Annotated in this window: 12 protein-coding genes; 6 read left to right on the top strand and 6 right to left on the bottom strand. The window is 62.4% G+C overall.

Going from position 1 to position 14,610, the window contains the following annotated elements; genetic code table 11:
• Positions 1-68 precede the first annotated feature (68 nt).
• From gyrB to dnaA, 5 genes are all read right to left on the bottom strand, one after another.
• Entirely contained in the window at positions 69-2,114 is a 2,046-nt protein-coding gene (gene gyrB / locus ACL02S_RS20210; protein ID WP_412804029.1) for a DNA topoisomerase (ATP-hydrolyzing) subunit B, read from the bottom strand.
• Positions 2,115-2,429: 315 nt separating this feature from the next.
• Entirely contained in the window at positions 2,430-3,002 is a 573-nt protein-coding gene (locus ACL02S_RS20205) for a DUF721 family protein (protein ID WP_412804028.1), read from the bottom strand.
• A 403-nt stretch (positions 3,003-3,405) separates the two neighbouring features.
• A complete protein-coding gene (gene recF, locus ACL02S_RS20200) occupies positions 3,406-4,638 on the bottom strand; it encodes a DNA replication/repair protein RecF (protein WP_412804027.1) in 1,233 nt (410 codons plus the stop codon).
• 243 nt (positions 4,639-4,881) lie between these two features.
• Positions 4,882-6,057 carry a DNA polymerase III subunit beta gene (gene dnaN, locus ACL02S_RS20195; RefSeq protein WP_412804026.1) on the bottom strand — a complete coding sequence of 392 codons (1,176 nt, stop codon included), beginning with the start codon at positions 6,055-6,057 and terminating at the stop codon, positions 4,882-4,884.
• A gap of 912 nt (positions 6,058-6,969) precedes the next feature.
• Positions 6,970-8,928 carry a chromosomal replication initiator protein DnaA gene (gene dnaA / locus ACL02S_RS20190; protein ID WP_412804025.1) on the bottom strand — a complete coding sequence of 653 codons (1,959 nt, stop codon included), beginning with the start codon at positions 8,926-8,928 and terminating at the stop codon, positions 6,970-6,972.
• Positions 8,929-9,600: 672 nt separating this feature from the next.
• On the opposite strand from dnaA, the gene rpmH reads away from it, so the two are divergent.
• The 6 genes from rpmH (at position 9,601) to rsmG (ending at position 13,283) form a co-directional block, all read left to right on the top strand.
• On the top strand, positions 9,601-9,744 hold the full coding sequence (rpmH, locus tag ACL02S_RS20185) for a 50S ribosomal protein L34 (protein WP_006550910.1): 144 nt from the start codon (positions 9,601-9,603) through the stop codon (positions 9,742-9,744).
• A 21-nt stretch (positions 9,745-9,765) separates the two neighbouring features.
• Entirely contained in the window at positions 9,766-10,191 is a 426-nt protein-coding gene (rnpA, locus tag ACL02S_RS20180; RefSeq protein WP_412804024.1) for a ribonuclease P protein component, read from the top strand.
• A complete protein-coding gene (gene yidD, locus ACL02S_RS20175) occupies positions 10,188-10,586 on the top strand; it encodes a membrane protein insertion efficiency factor YidD (RefSeq protein WP_412804023.1) in 399 nt (132 codons plus the stop codon). The genes rnpA and yidD overlap by 4 nt, the downstream gene beginning before the upstream one ends.
• Positions 10,587-10,619: 33 nt before the next feature.
• Positions 10,620-11,708: a membrane protein insertase YidC gene (gene yidC, locus ACL02S_RS20170; protein ID WP_412804022.1), complete on the top strand. Its 1,089-nt coding sequence runs from the start codon at positions 10,620-10,622 to the stop codon at positions 11,706-11,708.
• A 159-nt stretch (positions 11,709-11,867) separates the two neighbouring features.
• The gene (locus ACL02S_RS20165) at positions 11,868-12,374 is read left to right on the top strand and encodes a Jag family protein (protein WP_412804095.1); all 507 of its coding nucleotides are present in this window, start codon (positions 11,868-11,870) and stop codon (positions 12,372-12,374) included.
• 135 nt (positions 12,375-12,509) lie between these two features.
• Positions 12,510-13,283 (top strand): 16S rRNA (guanine(527)-N(7))-methyltransferase RsmG, encoded by a 774-nt coding sequence (gene rsmG / locus ACL02S_RS20160; protein WP_412804021.1) that lies wholly within the window; start codon positions 12,510-12,512, stop codon positions 13,281-13,283.
• Positions 13,284-13,358: 75 nt separating this feature from the next.
• Here rsmG and ACL02S_RS24415 read toward each other — a convergent pair whose 3' ends face one another.
• Complete coding sequence (locus tag ACL02S_RS24415) at positions 13,359-13,700, bottom strand: zinc ribbon domain-containing protein (protein WP_503129069.1); 342 nt, start codon at positions 13,698-13,700, stop codon at positions 13,359-13,361.
• Between the last annotated feature and the right edge of the window lie 910 nt (positions 13,701-14,610).

Below are 14,610 nucleotides of genomic sequence, written 5' to 3'. Positions count from 1 at the left end.
ATGTCTCACGCCGCCTCCTGTGGGGAAAATCCGTGCTGATCGTGGGTTCGCCTGCCGTACACGCGGACTCACAGATCGAGGAAGCGAACATCCTTCGCGTTGCGGGTGATGAAGCTGCGGCGCGCCTCGACGTCTTCGCCCATCAGAACACTGAACAGCTCGTCGGCGGCGGCCGCGTCGTCCAATGTCACTTGACGCAATAGCCGCACCGACGGGTCCATGGTGGTTTCCCACAGCTCCTTGGGGTTCATCTCGCCAAGACCCTTGTAGCGCTGCACACCGTCGTCCTTGTTGATCTTCTTACCCGCAGCGAGGCCCGCCTCCAACAGACCGTCGCGCTCCCGGTCGGAGTAGGCGAATTCCGGATCGCTGCGCTGCCACTTGAGCTTGTACAGCGGCGGTTGCGCCAGATACACGTGGCCGTGCTCGACCAGCGGGCGCATGAACCGGAACAGCAGCGTGAGCAGCAACGTCGAGATGTGCTGGCCGTCGACATCGGCGTCGGCCATCAGCACGATCTTGTGATACCGCAGCTTGCTGAGGTCGAACTCGTCGTGGATACCGGTGCCGAATGCGGTGATGATCGACTGGACCTCATTATTCTTGAGAACCCTGTCGATCCGCGCCTTCTCGACGTTGATGATCTTGCCGCGGATGGGCAGGATCGCCTGATACATCGAGTCGCGGCCGGACTTGGCCGAACCGCCCGCCGAGTCGCCCTCGACGATGTAGATCTCGGACTTGTGCGGATCTTTGGACCGGCAGTCGGCCAGTTTGCCTGGCAGGCCACCCAGGTCGGTGGCGGACTTACGGCGCACCAGTTCACGCGCCTTACGCGCGGCGAGGCGAGCCTGCGCCGAGGACACCGCCTTGTTCACAATGGTCTTCGCATCGGCCGGATTGGCCTCGAACCAGTGCGTGAGGTGCTCGTTGCAGGTGCGCTGCACGAATGATTTCACCTCGGTGTTACCGAGTTTGGTCTTGGTCTGACCTTCGAACTGCGGCTCGCCGACCTTGACGCTCACGATGGCAGCCAACCCTTCGCGGATATCGTCACCGGTGAGGTTGCCGTCCTTCTCCTTGAGGAGCTTCTTGTCCTTCGCGTAGCGGTTGACCACCGTGGTCAAGGCCGCGCGGAACCCCTCTTCATGTGTGCCGCCCTCATGGGTATTGATGGTGTTGGCGAAGGTGTGCACCGACTCGGAGTAGCCCGAGTTCCACTGCATCGCGACCTCGAGCTCATGACCGGTGCCCTTACCGGTGAACCCGACGACCGAGTTGTGGATCGACTGTTTGGTCCGGTTGATATGACGGACGAAGTCCTCCAGACCACCCGGGTAGTGGTAGGTCCTGGTCTTCACCTTCTGCTCAGCGGGAGCACCGTCCTGCTCCGCGTGCTTGGGCGCCTCGGCGGTTTCGCTCACCACCTCGTCGGTGACGTCGGAATCGGTGACCCGCTCATCGGTGAGCTTGATGGTCAGTCCCTTGTTCAGAAACGCCATCTCTTGCAGCCTGCGCGCCACCGTCTCGAAGTTGTAGGTGGTGGTCTCGAAAATCTCCGGGTCCGCCCAGAAGCGGATGGTGGTACCGCTCTTCTTGGTCGGTTCCCCCTGAACCAGCTTCCCCGGAGTGGCGTCTTTGTAGGTCTGGCTCCAGTGATAGCCGTCCCGGTCGATCTCCGCCTCCAGGCGGCTGGACAACGCGTTGACCACCGAGATGCCGACGCCGTGCAAACCACCGGATACCGCGTAGGAATCCGAGTCGAATTTGCCGCCCGCGTGCAGCTGGGTCATGACCACTTCGATGGTGGGGACTCCCTGGGCGTGCAGCGCCACCGGGATCCCTCGGCCGTCGTCGACCACTTCGACACCGCCATCGGCCAAGAGCGTGACCTCGACCTTGGTCGCGTATCCGGCCATCGCCTCATCGACAGAGTTGTCGACAACTTCCCAGATCAGGTGGTGCAGACCACGCTCACCGGTGGAACCGATGTACATACCCGGGCGCTTGCGGACCGCCTCGAGCCCCTCGAGAACCGTAATGGAGGAGGCACCGTAGTCCTGCTTCCCGGTTGCCCTGGTCGAACCCGATGCGTTGGAGTCGTTGGCAGCCACTGGTCGGTAGCTCTCCTTACTTGCTGATCCCGGCATACGCGATCGGACAGCGCACGTGAGAGGCCCTGATCATGTCTGCTCGAGAATGAGGGTCCGCGCGGACTGTGCGAACGCGCCGAAGGTATCGCCGCTAGTTACGTCACCATCCTACTGGTACCCCCAACTTACGATGCACCTATGACACCCCTGACGGCTCCGTGAATGCGAGAAATCGGACTCCTATGACTCGGTTGCGCCTTTCGCTGTTTTTAATCCATCAGGCGTGGGCTGAGCGAGGCATTCGACGGAGCGGGGCATGACAGTGGTCGATTCCGGTTATCCATAGGTATCCCGCGGTCCGCGACCCTTGATATGCCGCTCACCCTTGCGCCAGCTCGGCGCGGCGGGCCCGGAGATCTTCAGGGATGTCACCACACCGTGACCGACGGCGGTATGGATCTTCGCCAGGATCTGGCTCTGCAGCATCCGCAGCTGGGTGGCCCACGCGGTCGATTCGGCAGCGATACTCAACACACCATTGGTCAGCGTGACCGGTGTGGCGTGCGCCGCGATGTCCTCCCCCACAACACCGGCCCAGCGGCCGAACACCATGCCCTCGGCTACTTTGCTCGACCAGCCACGACTCTTGGCGATAGAACCGGCCAATGCGGACAACAGTTGGGGATCGCGATCGTCCGGGCGAGCGCCGGACCATCCAGCGCGCCTACGAACACCGGCCCGCGGCCTGCGTTGCGGCGAGGAACGACCTTGCCCGACAGCCTTGCCACTGGCTCGTGCCGCGGCGCGCGCCTCCTCCAATGCTCGGCGAGCCAGATCGATCCCGCGAAGTTCGACATCCGGTCCCGCGGATTCGGCGGATGCCGGCCCCAGGGGCTGCTCCTGCGCCACCCCTCTCCTTTCACACACGCTCGTTTTCCCCAGTTCGATCATGTTATCCCCAGGGTTTGCCACAAGTTGTCATATCAGCGGAACTCCGTCCGGAGAATTCTGATACGAGCAGTAAATACTGCTTCCAGCAAGCTTATTTAGCCAGAAGAACATACGAAATATTCATTTGCCATAGTGTTGCTATGGTCATTTCTCCTGGATGCCCGCAGCCAGCCGGTCGAGTTTTCCACAGGTTGTGAGGACACTGCGTTCAGCTATTGAGCGCACCAGCGGAGTTCCCGACGAATGGCCACTGTAGTGGACCGGTACGGAGCACGGAGGACACACAGATCGCATCCGACTGCTAGCGGTACGGGTATGAGTCGGTATCGCGCACCTCACGGATACTACGGTGCCGACATCACTATGACGTCCTGGATGTGGGCGGACCGGTGCCGTAACCACGGAGGGTTTCCGGCGCGGCATCCGAACTCTCGGCGAGGAGGAACGAGAGACCACCATCGGGCCCGCTGGTGGTCTCGACACGAAGCGGTGCGGCGGCGAGTTCGCCGGGCACGTCTTCGGGTACAGCGGCAGTGATCAGCACCTGCTCCGCCCCTGCTGCGACGGCGGCAAGGGCAGCGCGGCGCCTGCGGTCGAGTTCGGCGAAGACGTCGTCGAGGAGCAGCACCGGTTCGGTGCCGGTGGCACGCAACAGTTCGAATGCGGCCAGCCGAAGAGCCAGCGCGAACGACCACGACTCACCATGACTGGCGAACCCCTTCGCCGGCGAGTTCCCGAGTACCAGCTCCAACTCGTCACGGTGTGGGCCGACCAGACATACCCCGCGCTCCAGTTCCTTCGGTCGCGCCGCGGCAAGCTCGCGCAGCATAATCGCCTCGAGTGTTTCGGTATCGTCCGGGCGTGGTGGTCTGGCCGGATCAAGTAATTCCGGCGGCAGCGCGGTACTGCGATAGGCGATCGAGGCAGGGCGCGATTCCGGGGCCAGTGCGGCGTAGGACTGGGCGAGATGTGGAGCCAGCTCGTGTACCAAGCGCAGTCGTTGTGTCAGCAGCACAGCGGCATGTGTGGCTAGATGTCCGTCCCACACATCGAGGGTGCTCAGATCCGCTCTGGACCGAGATTGTCTACCAGCGGTCTTCAACAGCGCCGAACGCTGGCGCAGGACCCGGTCATAATCGCTGCGGACCGCTGCCAACCTGGGTAACCGGGCTGTGCACAACTCGTCGAGGAAACGGCGGCGCTCCCCGGGGTCGCCACGCACCAACGCGAGATCCTCCGGCGCGAACAGCACGGTTCGAATAATGCCGAGGATTTCTCTCGGCCGACGAACCGGCGAACGATTGATCTGTGCTCGGTTGGCGCTGGCCTGGTTCAGCTCGACATCAACGCGTAGCTCACGCCCGGTGTTGACTACTGTGGCGCCGATTCGGGCGCGCTCGGTTCCGGTCCGGATCAGCGGAGCTTCCGTGGCAACGCGATGCGAACCGAGGGTGGCCAGATAGCCGATGGCTTCCAGCAGATTGGTCTTACCGTTCCCATTTGATCCCAAGAAGACAGTTCGGCCTGGGGATAATTCCAGTTCCGCATGCTCCCAGGAACGGAAGTCGCGCAGCGACAGCGCCCGGATGAACATCCGCTATCGTGCCTCTACCTGGACCGAAGCGCCCTTTTCCGCTGGTGGGCACACGCTTGCTACGAATACCGAGGATCGCGATGCCCACCGCACTTCTGTGGAACACCTGTGGATAGAGTGCACGGCTCGTTGACGTGCGACCGTATTTCCCGGCCGCACAACCGATTCGCTACCGGGACAACCAATTCTCCCGACCGGATCGGACAGTACGGATCCACCCGGTACCCGACCACGCACAGCAGGTCAGCCCGGGAGCCGAACCGGCATCAACAGATAGATGTATGGGCTGGACAGCGCTGCGAATGCCCCGGAGTCGAGCATCTGGGGCTCTTCCTCGGTAGCGGGCAACAGCACCGCGGGCCTGCTCGGCGTGGTGAAACCGAAAGTGACCCGGTCGGAATGCAGAGCGGACAGGCCGTCGAGGAGATAGCCAGGATTGAACGCGATCGTGAGCGCCTCACCGCGGAAATCGGCCTCCAGCCATTCCTCGGCACGTCCAGCGTCATCACCGCCCGCGGACAGCAGTAAGCCGTCCGAGGAGAACTCCAGCCGCACTTGGGCGCCCCGTTCGGCGACCAGAGCCACACGTTTGATGGCGTCGGTCAGTGCTGCGACAGCAAGCGTGGCGATCGACGTATGTTCCTTGGGGAGCAACTGGCGGAACTTGGGGAATTCCGCGTCGAGCAGGCGAGTGGTGGTCCGGCGTCCCGCGTTGACGATGCCGAGCAGCCCATCCGATCCCGTGCCGGTCCCCAGCGACAACTGGACGGGAGCATCGGAAGGACCGAGCGTCTTGGCGGCCTCCGACAGCGTCCTGGCCGGGATGAGCACCGAAGTCTCGATGTCCGCGAGCGTGGGCCGCCACTCGATGTGCCGTACCGCGAGTCGGAACCGGTCGGTCGCCGCGAGGACTACCTGCGCGCCCTCGATCTCCACCCGGATACCGGTGAGCATCGGCAACGTATCGTCGCGGCCCGCGGCGACAGCGACCTGTCCCACCGCCTCCGCGAAGACATCCGGACTCAGCTCACCGGTCTGCTGTGGTACTTCTGGCAACTGGGGATAGTCCTCGACCGGCATGGTCGGCAAGGAGAATTTCGCGCTACCGCAGGTGATCAGTACCCGGGTGCCGTCGACAGAGACATCGACAGGCTTATTGGACAACGCCTTGGTGATATCGGCCAGCAGGCGCCCGGAAACGAGCACCCGTCCCGGCCCTGCGACTTCCGCCGCGACTCGGACCTGCGCGGAAACCTCGTAGTCGAAGCCGGAGACGGTGAGACCGCTTTCATCGGCGACCAAGAGCACGCCACCGAGTACCGGAACCGGCGGGCGCGAAGGAAGACTGCGGGCGACCCAGGCGACGGATTCGGCGAAATCCTCTCGGGCGACCCGAAACTTCATGCTTTCAAGCTCCATCGCCCGATCTGTCCTCTCCCGTTCCGTGATCTGTTGTCGGCTCGTCAGTGCCGGTTCTCGAAAGGGTCCTACGGAATCGGCTGCCTCCGCAGTTTGGCACACACAACTGACATCAAACCGTACTCGTGGCTGTGCTGTGCGCCTAGCCCGACCCTCCGGCGATACCCATGAGCGTGCTGTCGGGTGCCGGAGGAGAGCAGCCGATCCGCAGGCCCACTGTGGCACTGCTCGATCGGCATCCGAAGCTAGCAGGTACCGCGGCGCTGTCTCTGCCTTTCGGAAGAGCTACTCGGAAGTTCCTCAGTTCCTCGAAGCTTGCTCTTCCGAAACCGGGCGATGCTCATCGCTCGGAGCGAGATCGACTTTCCACACACTCTGTTTTGAAGAGAGATCTTCAATGAAAAGAACTGAAGTAGTAGTAGGTGCTGTGGATTCTGTGGACTACAGCGGAATCTGCTGGTCAGCAGGCACGGTGCCGTGGGGATGACCGGGGGGTGTCTCGAGGATGAACAGGGGACGCCTGTGGAGGTGCCACGGTTGTCCCCGTTTCATCCTCGAGGACTCCTCGAGTTGTTCCACCAGATACCCCTCAGTTGTCCCCACTGTGCGCGAAATCGTGGACAACTCGAGGAGTCCTCGAGGACTCCACAAGGACTCCTCGAGGACTCCACAAGACCAGATTCGGACACTCTGCTGGTCAACAGGTGTGCACAACCACCGCGGAGGAAGCCTGGGGAAACTGTTGAATTCGACCTGTGCATGGACAGGTGGGGATGCTTTCGCTCGTCTGTGCACAGATCAGTGGACAATCCGGTGGATTCCTCGAGGAGTCCACAAGAATTCCTCGAGGAATCCACAAGCTGAAAAAAGCACCGCCCCAGGTCAGGGGCGGTGCTCGTCTGGGTATAGCGCTCAGCGGGAGCGCTGTTTGATTCGGGCTGTGAGTTCTTGTACCTGGTCGTAGACGCGGCGGCGCTCGGTCATCTCCTTGCGCACCTTCTTCTCCGCGTACATCACTGTGGTGTGATCGCGACCGAATGCCTGACCGATCTTCGGCAGCGATAGATCGGTCAGCTCACGACACAGATACATGGCTATCTGCCTGGCCTGGGCCAACGGCCGTGCCTTGCCAGGACCTGTGAGTTCTTCGAGGGTGGTGTTGAAGTACTCCGCGGTGACGGCCATGATGGTCGCCGCGTTGATCTCCAGCGTCGCGGTATCCGGCATCAGATCGCGTAGCACGACCTCGGCCAGTGACAAATCCAGCGGCTGACCGTTCAATGAAGCGAACGCGGTCACCCGGATCAACGCGCCCTCCAGTTCGCGGATGTTCCGTTCGACCCGGCTGGCGATCAACTCCAGCACGTCGTGCGGTACATCGAGCCGGTCCATCCGCGCCTTTTTGCGCAGGATAGCGATCCGTGTCTCCAGCTCGGGCGGTTGAACGTCGGTGATCAATCCCCATTCGAACCGCGTGCGTAGCCGCTCCTCCAGGGTGGCCAATTGCTTCGGCGGACGATCGGAGGAGACCACGATCTGCTTGTTCGCGTTATGCAAGGTGTTGAAGGTGTGGAAGAACTCTTCCTGGATGCCTTCTTTGCCTTCGATGAACTGGATGTCGTCGACCAGCAGGATGTCTGTTTCGCGGTAGCGACGTTTGAACGCGACCTTCCTGTCATCGCGCAGGCTGTTGATGAAGTCGTTGGTGAACTCTTCGGTCGAGACGTACTTGACCCGCATCCCAGGGAAGAGGCGCTGTGCGTAATGGCCTGCCGCGTGCAACAGGTGGGTCTTGCCGAGGCCGGAAGCACCCCAGACGAACAGGGGATTGTAGGCGCGCGCGGGGGCTTCGGCGATAGCGACCGCCGCGGCGTGCGCGAAACGGTTGGACGCGCCGATGACGAAGGTCTCGAACGTGTACTTCGCGTTCAGGCTGGCCGAGGTGGAGGGTGCCTGCGGCTCCGGAGAATTGGTGAAGTAGGTGGGCCAGGAGTTGCGGACGTTCACCACGGGTTCGTCGGCATGATCGTCCCTGGAGTGCTCCCGGACCGGTTCGGGAGCCGGGCGCGGTTCTTCCTGAGCGGCTTCACGCACCGCGGTACGGACCGGACCACGCATCGTGTCGGGTTCGGGTTCGGGTTCGGGATTGAACAGGGACTCCTGCCCCGGTGGGATAGCCGAGTCCCGGCGCGGTGGGAGTCCGTGTTCGCGCCGCGGTGCGGAGTCGGGGACAGGCGCGCCGGACGGTTCAGCGGCGTTGGTGTACTCGCCATGCGCGGAGTACTCATGACCGTACTCCGGCCTGCGGTAATTCTCCGGTGGTGCGAACCCTTGCCCGTATCCGGCTTCGGAATAGTCCGGCTCGGAGTATCCGGGTTCGGAGTAGTCCGGGCCGTCACCGTACGACGAGCCATGAGTGAAGCCGGTGGGTTGTGCGTAGCGGGGTGCCGGGTAGGCGTCGCGGCCGGGAAAATCGTCGCCGGGGTAGGTGGCCGCACCCCGGCCCTGATCTCGTGTGCGCTCATGCCTACTGGTCATCCGGGCATGTTTGGGAGTGGTATTCGGCCGGTCGGTAGTCGGTGTGGTCGGCGCGGCGATGCGGACGCCGAGTCCCTCTACCTGGGGGCCGAGCCGCCGGGAAAGTGAGCGGAGGATGGGTTCACGCAGATCACGTTCGATGGCTTCCTGTGCCAGCGACGATGGCACCGAGAGCAGGGCGAATCCTTGCGCGACCGTCAATGGCTTGACCAGTTTCAACCATGCCTGTTGCGCTCGGGTCACCGGGGGGATGGCACCGTCCGGCGACCCGGTGGTCAACTCGGTGACCACATCGGGCCACACCGTGGCCAATACGTTTTGCTCGTCCTCCATGCGGTTTCCTCCCCGGAAGTGTGTCGATAGGAGCGACGGCCGGGGCACGAGGAGACGATGAGGTGCGACCATATGCGGGTCGGTCCCGTTATCCTGCGTACATCCGTAACCGGTTCGGCCGCTGCCCAGATCCCCCTCCGGGCGGCGACGTGGCACCGTCGGCCCTACGAATATGCCACTCCAGGGGTCTTTCCACACAATTATCCACAGATGTGGAGAACAGCCAGGGACGGTGGAGTGCGCGTACGTGATACAGCGAACCGCTTCGACCTGCGATTCTATAGCAATCTTCTAGCTACACGGTGTAGTGATGAGGGTGTGCCGCGGCTCGGGGTGTGGACGAACTCACGGCTACGACTACGGCGGTTGTGGCCGTGAAATCCTGGAAGTCTGGTTGTTCGGCTATTCGGGGCTGGGACGGCCGACCCGGTGGTTCGGCGTGGCGAGCAGGGTGAATTTGACCAGTCCTGAGCTGGTCAGTACCCTCGTACAGTCACCCCTTGGTGCGGTGGCGGTCTTGTGCTGACCGCGTTTGGGTCGTAATCGACCCGCTGTGCGCCAGGACCGACGCGTGCCGATGATGACCAGGCCTGGGATTCATCGCGCACTACACGTATCACCAACAAGCTTCGGGCGCTATCGGGCGCCCAACCTACTCGAGGAGTGTTGACCGTGGCCAAGGGCAAGCGGACGTTCCAGCCGAACAACCGTCGTCGGGCGCGGGTTCACGGTTTCCGCCTTCGGATGCGGACCCGTGCGGGCCGCGCCATCGTCTCGGCGCGTCGCCGTAAGGGCCGCGCTTCCCTCACTGCATGATCTCCGTCTTCGGACGCTCGGGTGTTGCCTGAGCCGTATCGGTTGCATCATCGTGCCGACTTCTCCCGCACGGTGCGCCGTGGCCAGCGAATCGGGAGGCGTGATCTGGTCGTGCACGTGCTCGTGCGCGAGTATGACGGAGTCGTGGGTACAAACGGACGAAACCAGCGGATCCCCCAGGATGCGCTGGTTCACACCGGCGGGCCGCGCTTCGGGTTGATCGTCAGTAAGGCGGTGGGCAACGCGGTGATCAGACATCGCGTCGCTCGCCGCCTGCGCCATATCTGCGCCCAGACGGTCACCGAGCTGCCACCGGAAGCCGATATCGTGATCCGGGCATTACCCGGCGCGGCAGCGGCGTCCTCGGATGATTTGTCACACCAGCTACACCGCGCCCTGAGGAAACTCGCCATTACAGCGGCCCAGCGAACGGGGGCCCCGTCATGAGCGGTCAGGCCAGGAGGCGGCCGCAGCGCATGAGCATGTCCGCGACAATCACCAAGCTGCCCGCTAACGCACTGATCTTTGTGATCGAGTTGTATCGGACCTACGTCTCCCCTACTCGTATGCCAGTGTGCCGATTCACCCCGACGTGTAGCGAGTACGCGGTCACCGCACTACGTACCAGAGGCCTGCTCGTCGGGCTCGTACTGGCGGTCGTGCGTTTGGCCAAATGCGCGCCCTGGCACCCTGGGGGGTGGGACCCCGTCCCGGAGCGGAAGCGGCGAGTACCGAGCACCGAGCCGGCGGACGAGGCAGCTACCGACGCGGTGTCACAGGAACCGAGCCACCCGGACCGCGATCGGAGCCGAACGCTTGGAAGGGATCGCCGTACGTGGTGATCGGCGACACGAACGACGGGAGTGCATAGAGCCGTGCTCGACTTCATCTACTATCCGGTGTCCTGGATCCTTTGGTTCTGGCACCGGATCTTCGGGTTCGCGTTCGGCGCGGACAATGGTCTCACCTGGGCACTGGCCGTGGTGTTCCTGGTGTTCACGCTGCGTTTGGTGCTCTACAAGCCGTTCGTCAAACAGGTGCGCACCACCAAACAGATGCAGGAACTGCAGCCACAGATCAAGGAACTGCAGAAGAAGTACAAGAACGACCGCCAGAAGATGGCGCTCGAGATGCAGAAGCTGCAGAAGGAAAACGGCTTCAATCCGCTGATGGGTTGCCTGCCGATTCTCGCCCAGGTGCCGGTTTTCCTCGGGTTGTTCCATGTGCTGCGTTCGTTCAACCGGACCGGCCATGGATTCGGCCAGCTGGGTTTGACACCGGAGCAGAACGCAAGCCTCCCGAACTATGTCTTCAGCGCCGCCGACGTACAGTCCTTCCTGAGTGCCCGTATCTTCGGCGCCCCGATCTCGGCGTTCATCACCACCCCGACCCAAGAGTTGCAGGCATTCGCCGATTTCGGTGGTCTGCCGAGCCGGATGAGTATCGCGCTCGTCGCGATCCCTCTGATGGTTATTGCCGGCTTGGCGACTCACTTCAACGCGCGTGCTTCGGTCGCCCGCCAGTCACCGGAAGCCGCGGCCAATCCGCAGGCCGCGTTGATGAACAAGCTCGCGTTGTGGGTATTCCCGCTCGGTGTGCTCGTCGGTGGTCCGTTCTTGCCGATCGCCATCCTGCTGTACTGGGTCGCCAACAATATCTGGACTTACGGACAGCAACACTTGGTCTTCGGCCGTATGGAGAAGGAAGAAGAAGCCAAGAAACAGGCGAAGCTGGAGCAGCGTGCGCAGAATGCGCCGAAGCCCGGTGCCAAGCCGGTGAATGTGAAGAAGAAGCCAGCGGCTACGGCTTCGCCGGATGAGGACACTGCGGCGTCGACGAACGGTACCGCCAAGCCGGCGAACGGTACCGCCAAGCCGACGCAGCAGACGACGGGTCAACGCCGTTCGGGCGGCCAGAAGCGTCCAGGTAACCGAGGCAGAGCGAATCAGAAGCGTAGGCGCTGATCACACGTTCGATGGGCCAACCGGTCCGGCTCGATGGCTGAGTACACCCTTTGATCGCGAATACCGCCGGTATGGAGTGTCCGGCGCGCGCGATGAGCAGATGAAGGAAATCACATGACTGTTGAGACCGACGGAGGGGACGCCACAGTGGCGACCACAATGGTGAATGCCGATACCGACGCCGGTGATGTCGGGAACGATGTCGAGGAAGCCCTCATCGAAGAAGGCGAGATCGCCGGCGACTATCTCGAGCAGTTGCTCGACGTACTCGATTTCGATGGTGACATCGATCTCGATGTGGAAGGTGACCGTGCTGTAGTGAGCATCGACGGCGGTCGCGATCTGACGAAGCTCGTGGGTCGTAACGGCGAGGTGCTCGACGCATTGCAGGAGCTGACTCGCCTGGCTGTGCAGCAGGCGACCGGTGTGCGAAGCCGGCTGATGCTGGATGTAGCGGGTTGGCGGGCCAAGCGGAGGTCGGAGCTGAGCGAATTGGGTACGGCGGCGGCGCAGCGGGTGCTGGAGTCCGGTGCGCAGGAATCATTGGCGCCGATGACCCCATTCGAACGCAAGATTGTGCATGATGCGGTAGCTGCTGTGGATGGTGTCACCAGCGAGAGCGAAGGCGTTGAACCGAATCGTTATGTCATAGTCGTTCCCGCCTGAGGATATTTCCAAGCGGCCAGTATGTTTCGTGACCCGGATAGCTGATGGTTGGATAGGGGCCTCTGGTCTATGACCAGAGGCCCTTCTCGTCCATAGCCCGGCTGTGCGCTCCCTGGTCGACTCGAGTTCGGAAGGATGTTTCACGTGGAACGAGATCTCGGCGGCACCGCCGCGGTGCCCACGGAACCACCCGTGGCGGCTACTGTTTTCGGCAGCCGACTCGATCTCGCGCAGCGATATTGTATGGCGCTCGCGACTGCGGGAGTGGAGCGCGGACTGATCGGTCCACGTGAGGTGCCCCGACTCTGGGATCGTCATATCCTCAACTGTGCGGTGCTTGCCGAGTTGATTGCTGAGGGTGCGTCCGTAGTCGATATCGGCAGCGGCGCCGGGCTGCCCGGAATCCCGCTTGCGATCGCACGGCCGGACCTCCGAGTCACCTTGGTCGAACCACTGCTGCGCCGCACTATTTTTCTGAGTGAGTTCCTCGAATCAATCGGATTGGATGTGACCGTTGTGCGCGGTCGTGCGGAACAGTCGGGCGTGATAAAGGAGGCCGGCGGGGCTGATGTGGTTACCTCCCGCGCGGTAGCCCCGCTCGAGAAGCTCGCGCAGTGGTCGATTCCCCTCCTCCGTGACCACGGGCATATGCTCGCGCTCAAGGGCGCCAGCGCTAAGGAGGAACTCCAGCGCGATGAGGCGGCGCTGGCGAAGATCGGTGCTGGAAACGTGCTTGTGCTCGAGTGTGGTGTCGGGCTGGTTTCCACCCCGACGATGGTGATCAGTGCCGAGCGACTCCCCCGTGCTGAGCGAACCTCACGGCGGCGTACCGAGCGCGGCTCGAAAGCGGCTCGCTCTGCTCCGGCAGAGCGTAAGCAAGCCAGGCACGCGGACCGGAAGCGCACTTGACGTCCTCTCCCGCATGAGGGCAGGAGATTTCGGTCTGCTGCGGCCAGGCCGTACTCCCAGTGGGTTCCTGCTTCATCATCGGTTGCTCGATCGAAGTCGAGGCTGACGCCAGTTCCACAGGTGTTGAGCTCTCGGCCCGTCCGGCCGCGAGGATGTTGACTGCCGCATTGTGATCGCGGTTGTAGATCGTTCCGCACGTGTGCGTCCATTCCGAACGTGTAACGGTTTCTTGCCGCCCGACGCGTCGCACACTGAGCACATCTGTGTGGAGGGGAACCAGCGGTTCACCCTGTGGAAGGTCTGCCCGTATCGCTGGGCTTTCTCTCTCCACCATGTGGGTGAACGTGCCCCCCCGGCATCGTGAATCGACTTCGCCCTGCGGGTGCGGACGAGTCCTTTCACACACAAGTCCTCCATGAACACCGCATGGTTGTCGCGGATGATCCGTTGCGGTTGATTTCGCTGCTGTTGCTCGCAGCCCGGCCGAGGTACTTGGGGAGTCAAGGGCGAGATCCGTGTGTTGGAGTCCGGTGCCGGAACGGTTTTCATCTCAGTAGTCGCGCAATCGTGTAGTGGCATCGTTCGGATCTTGTATGTTGCGGTGGCTCGGTCCGCGCCTGCCGTCCGCTCAGTGGCATTCGGTCGGCACTTTCGCTTCAGGAACCGAGTGTTGCGAAGTCAAGAGACGCAGAGGTGTTCACCGCTGAGTGCGGCGTTGCGATACATTTCCGCCAGTGCTGTGCGTGCCTCGCCTAAGAGGCAAACGGTTGGTACGCGGCGGATCGCATGTCATATTCGCCACCGCATTGTTCGCCTCGACGGTAGTTCGATCTGTACCTGGATACGCATCGAGTTCGGTCGACGCCTAGAGGTGAGGTCCGGTCGTGGATGGCTGTCAGCTCATTGACTCATGCTCTTGTGCATGGTGTGTTCATACCCGGCTGCCCATGATTCACGTGAAACATCATGATGGAGTCGACCTGTCGGCCTCGACATAACGGAAGCTCTACGGTGGAGCCGTTGTATCGAGGATCCCGTTCTGCTATGGGATCGAGGGGTCCTGTCGTAGTCGTGCGGGTTCTACTGCCGTGAACCAACGTATGTCTTCGGGTCCACTCCTGGTGTACCACGCCGCATCCTTGGTATTGCTCCGTAATGCTGTCACCGATGCCGGCGTCCATCTACGCGGCCGGTACGCGGATCCTTGGTTACCGCATTTCGTGTGCTGGTCACGATTGACCTGATTACAGGTACCCGATACGCACTTCTGTGCGGGTGTGCGGGTGTGCGGGTGTGCGGGTGTGCGGGTGTGCGGGTGTGCGGGTGT

The organism is Nocardia spongicola (assembly GCF_047200775.1).
Taxonomy (GTDB): Bacteria; Actinomycetota; Actinomycetes; order Mycobacteriales; family Mycobacteriaceae; genus Nocardia.
Note: the sequence above shows the minus strand (reverse complement) of the source record. Positions and strands in the feature narration are given on the sequence as shown.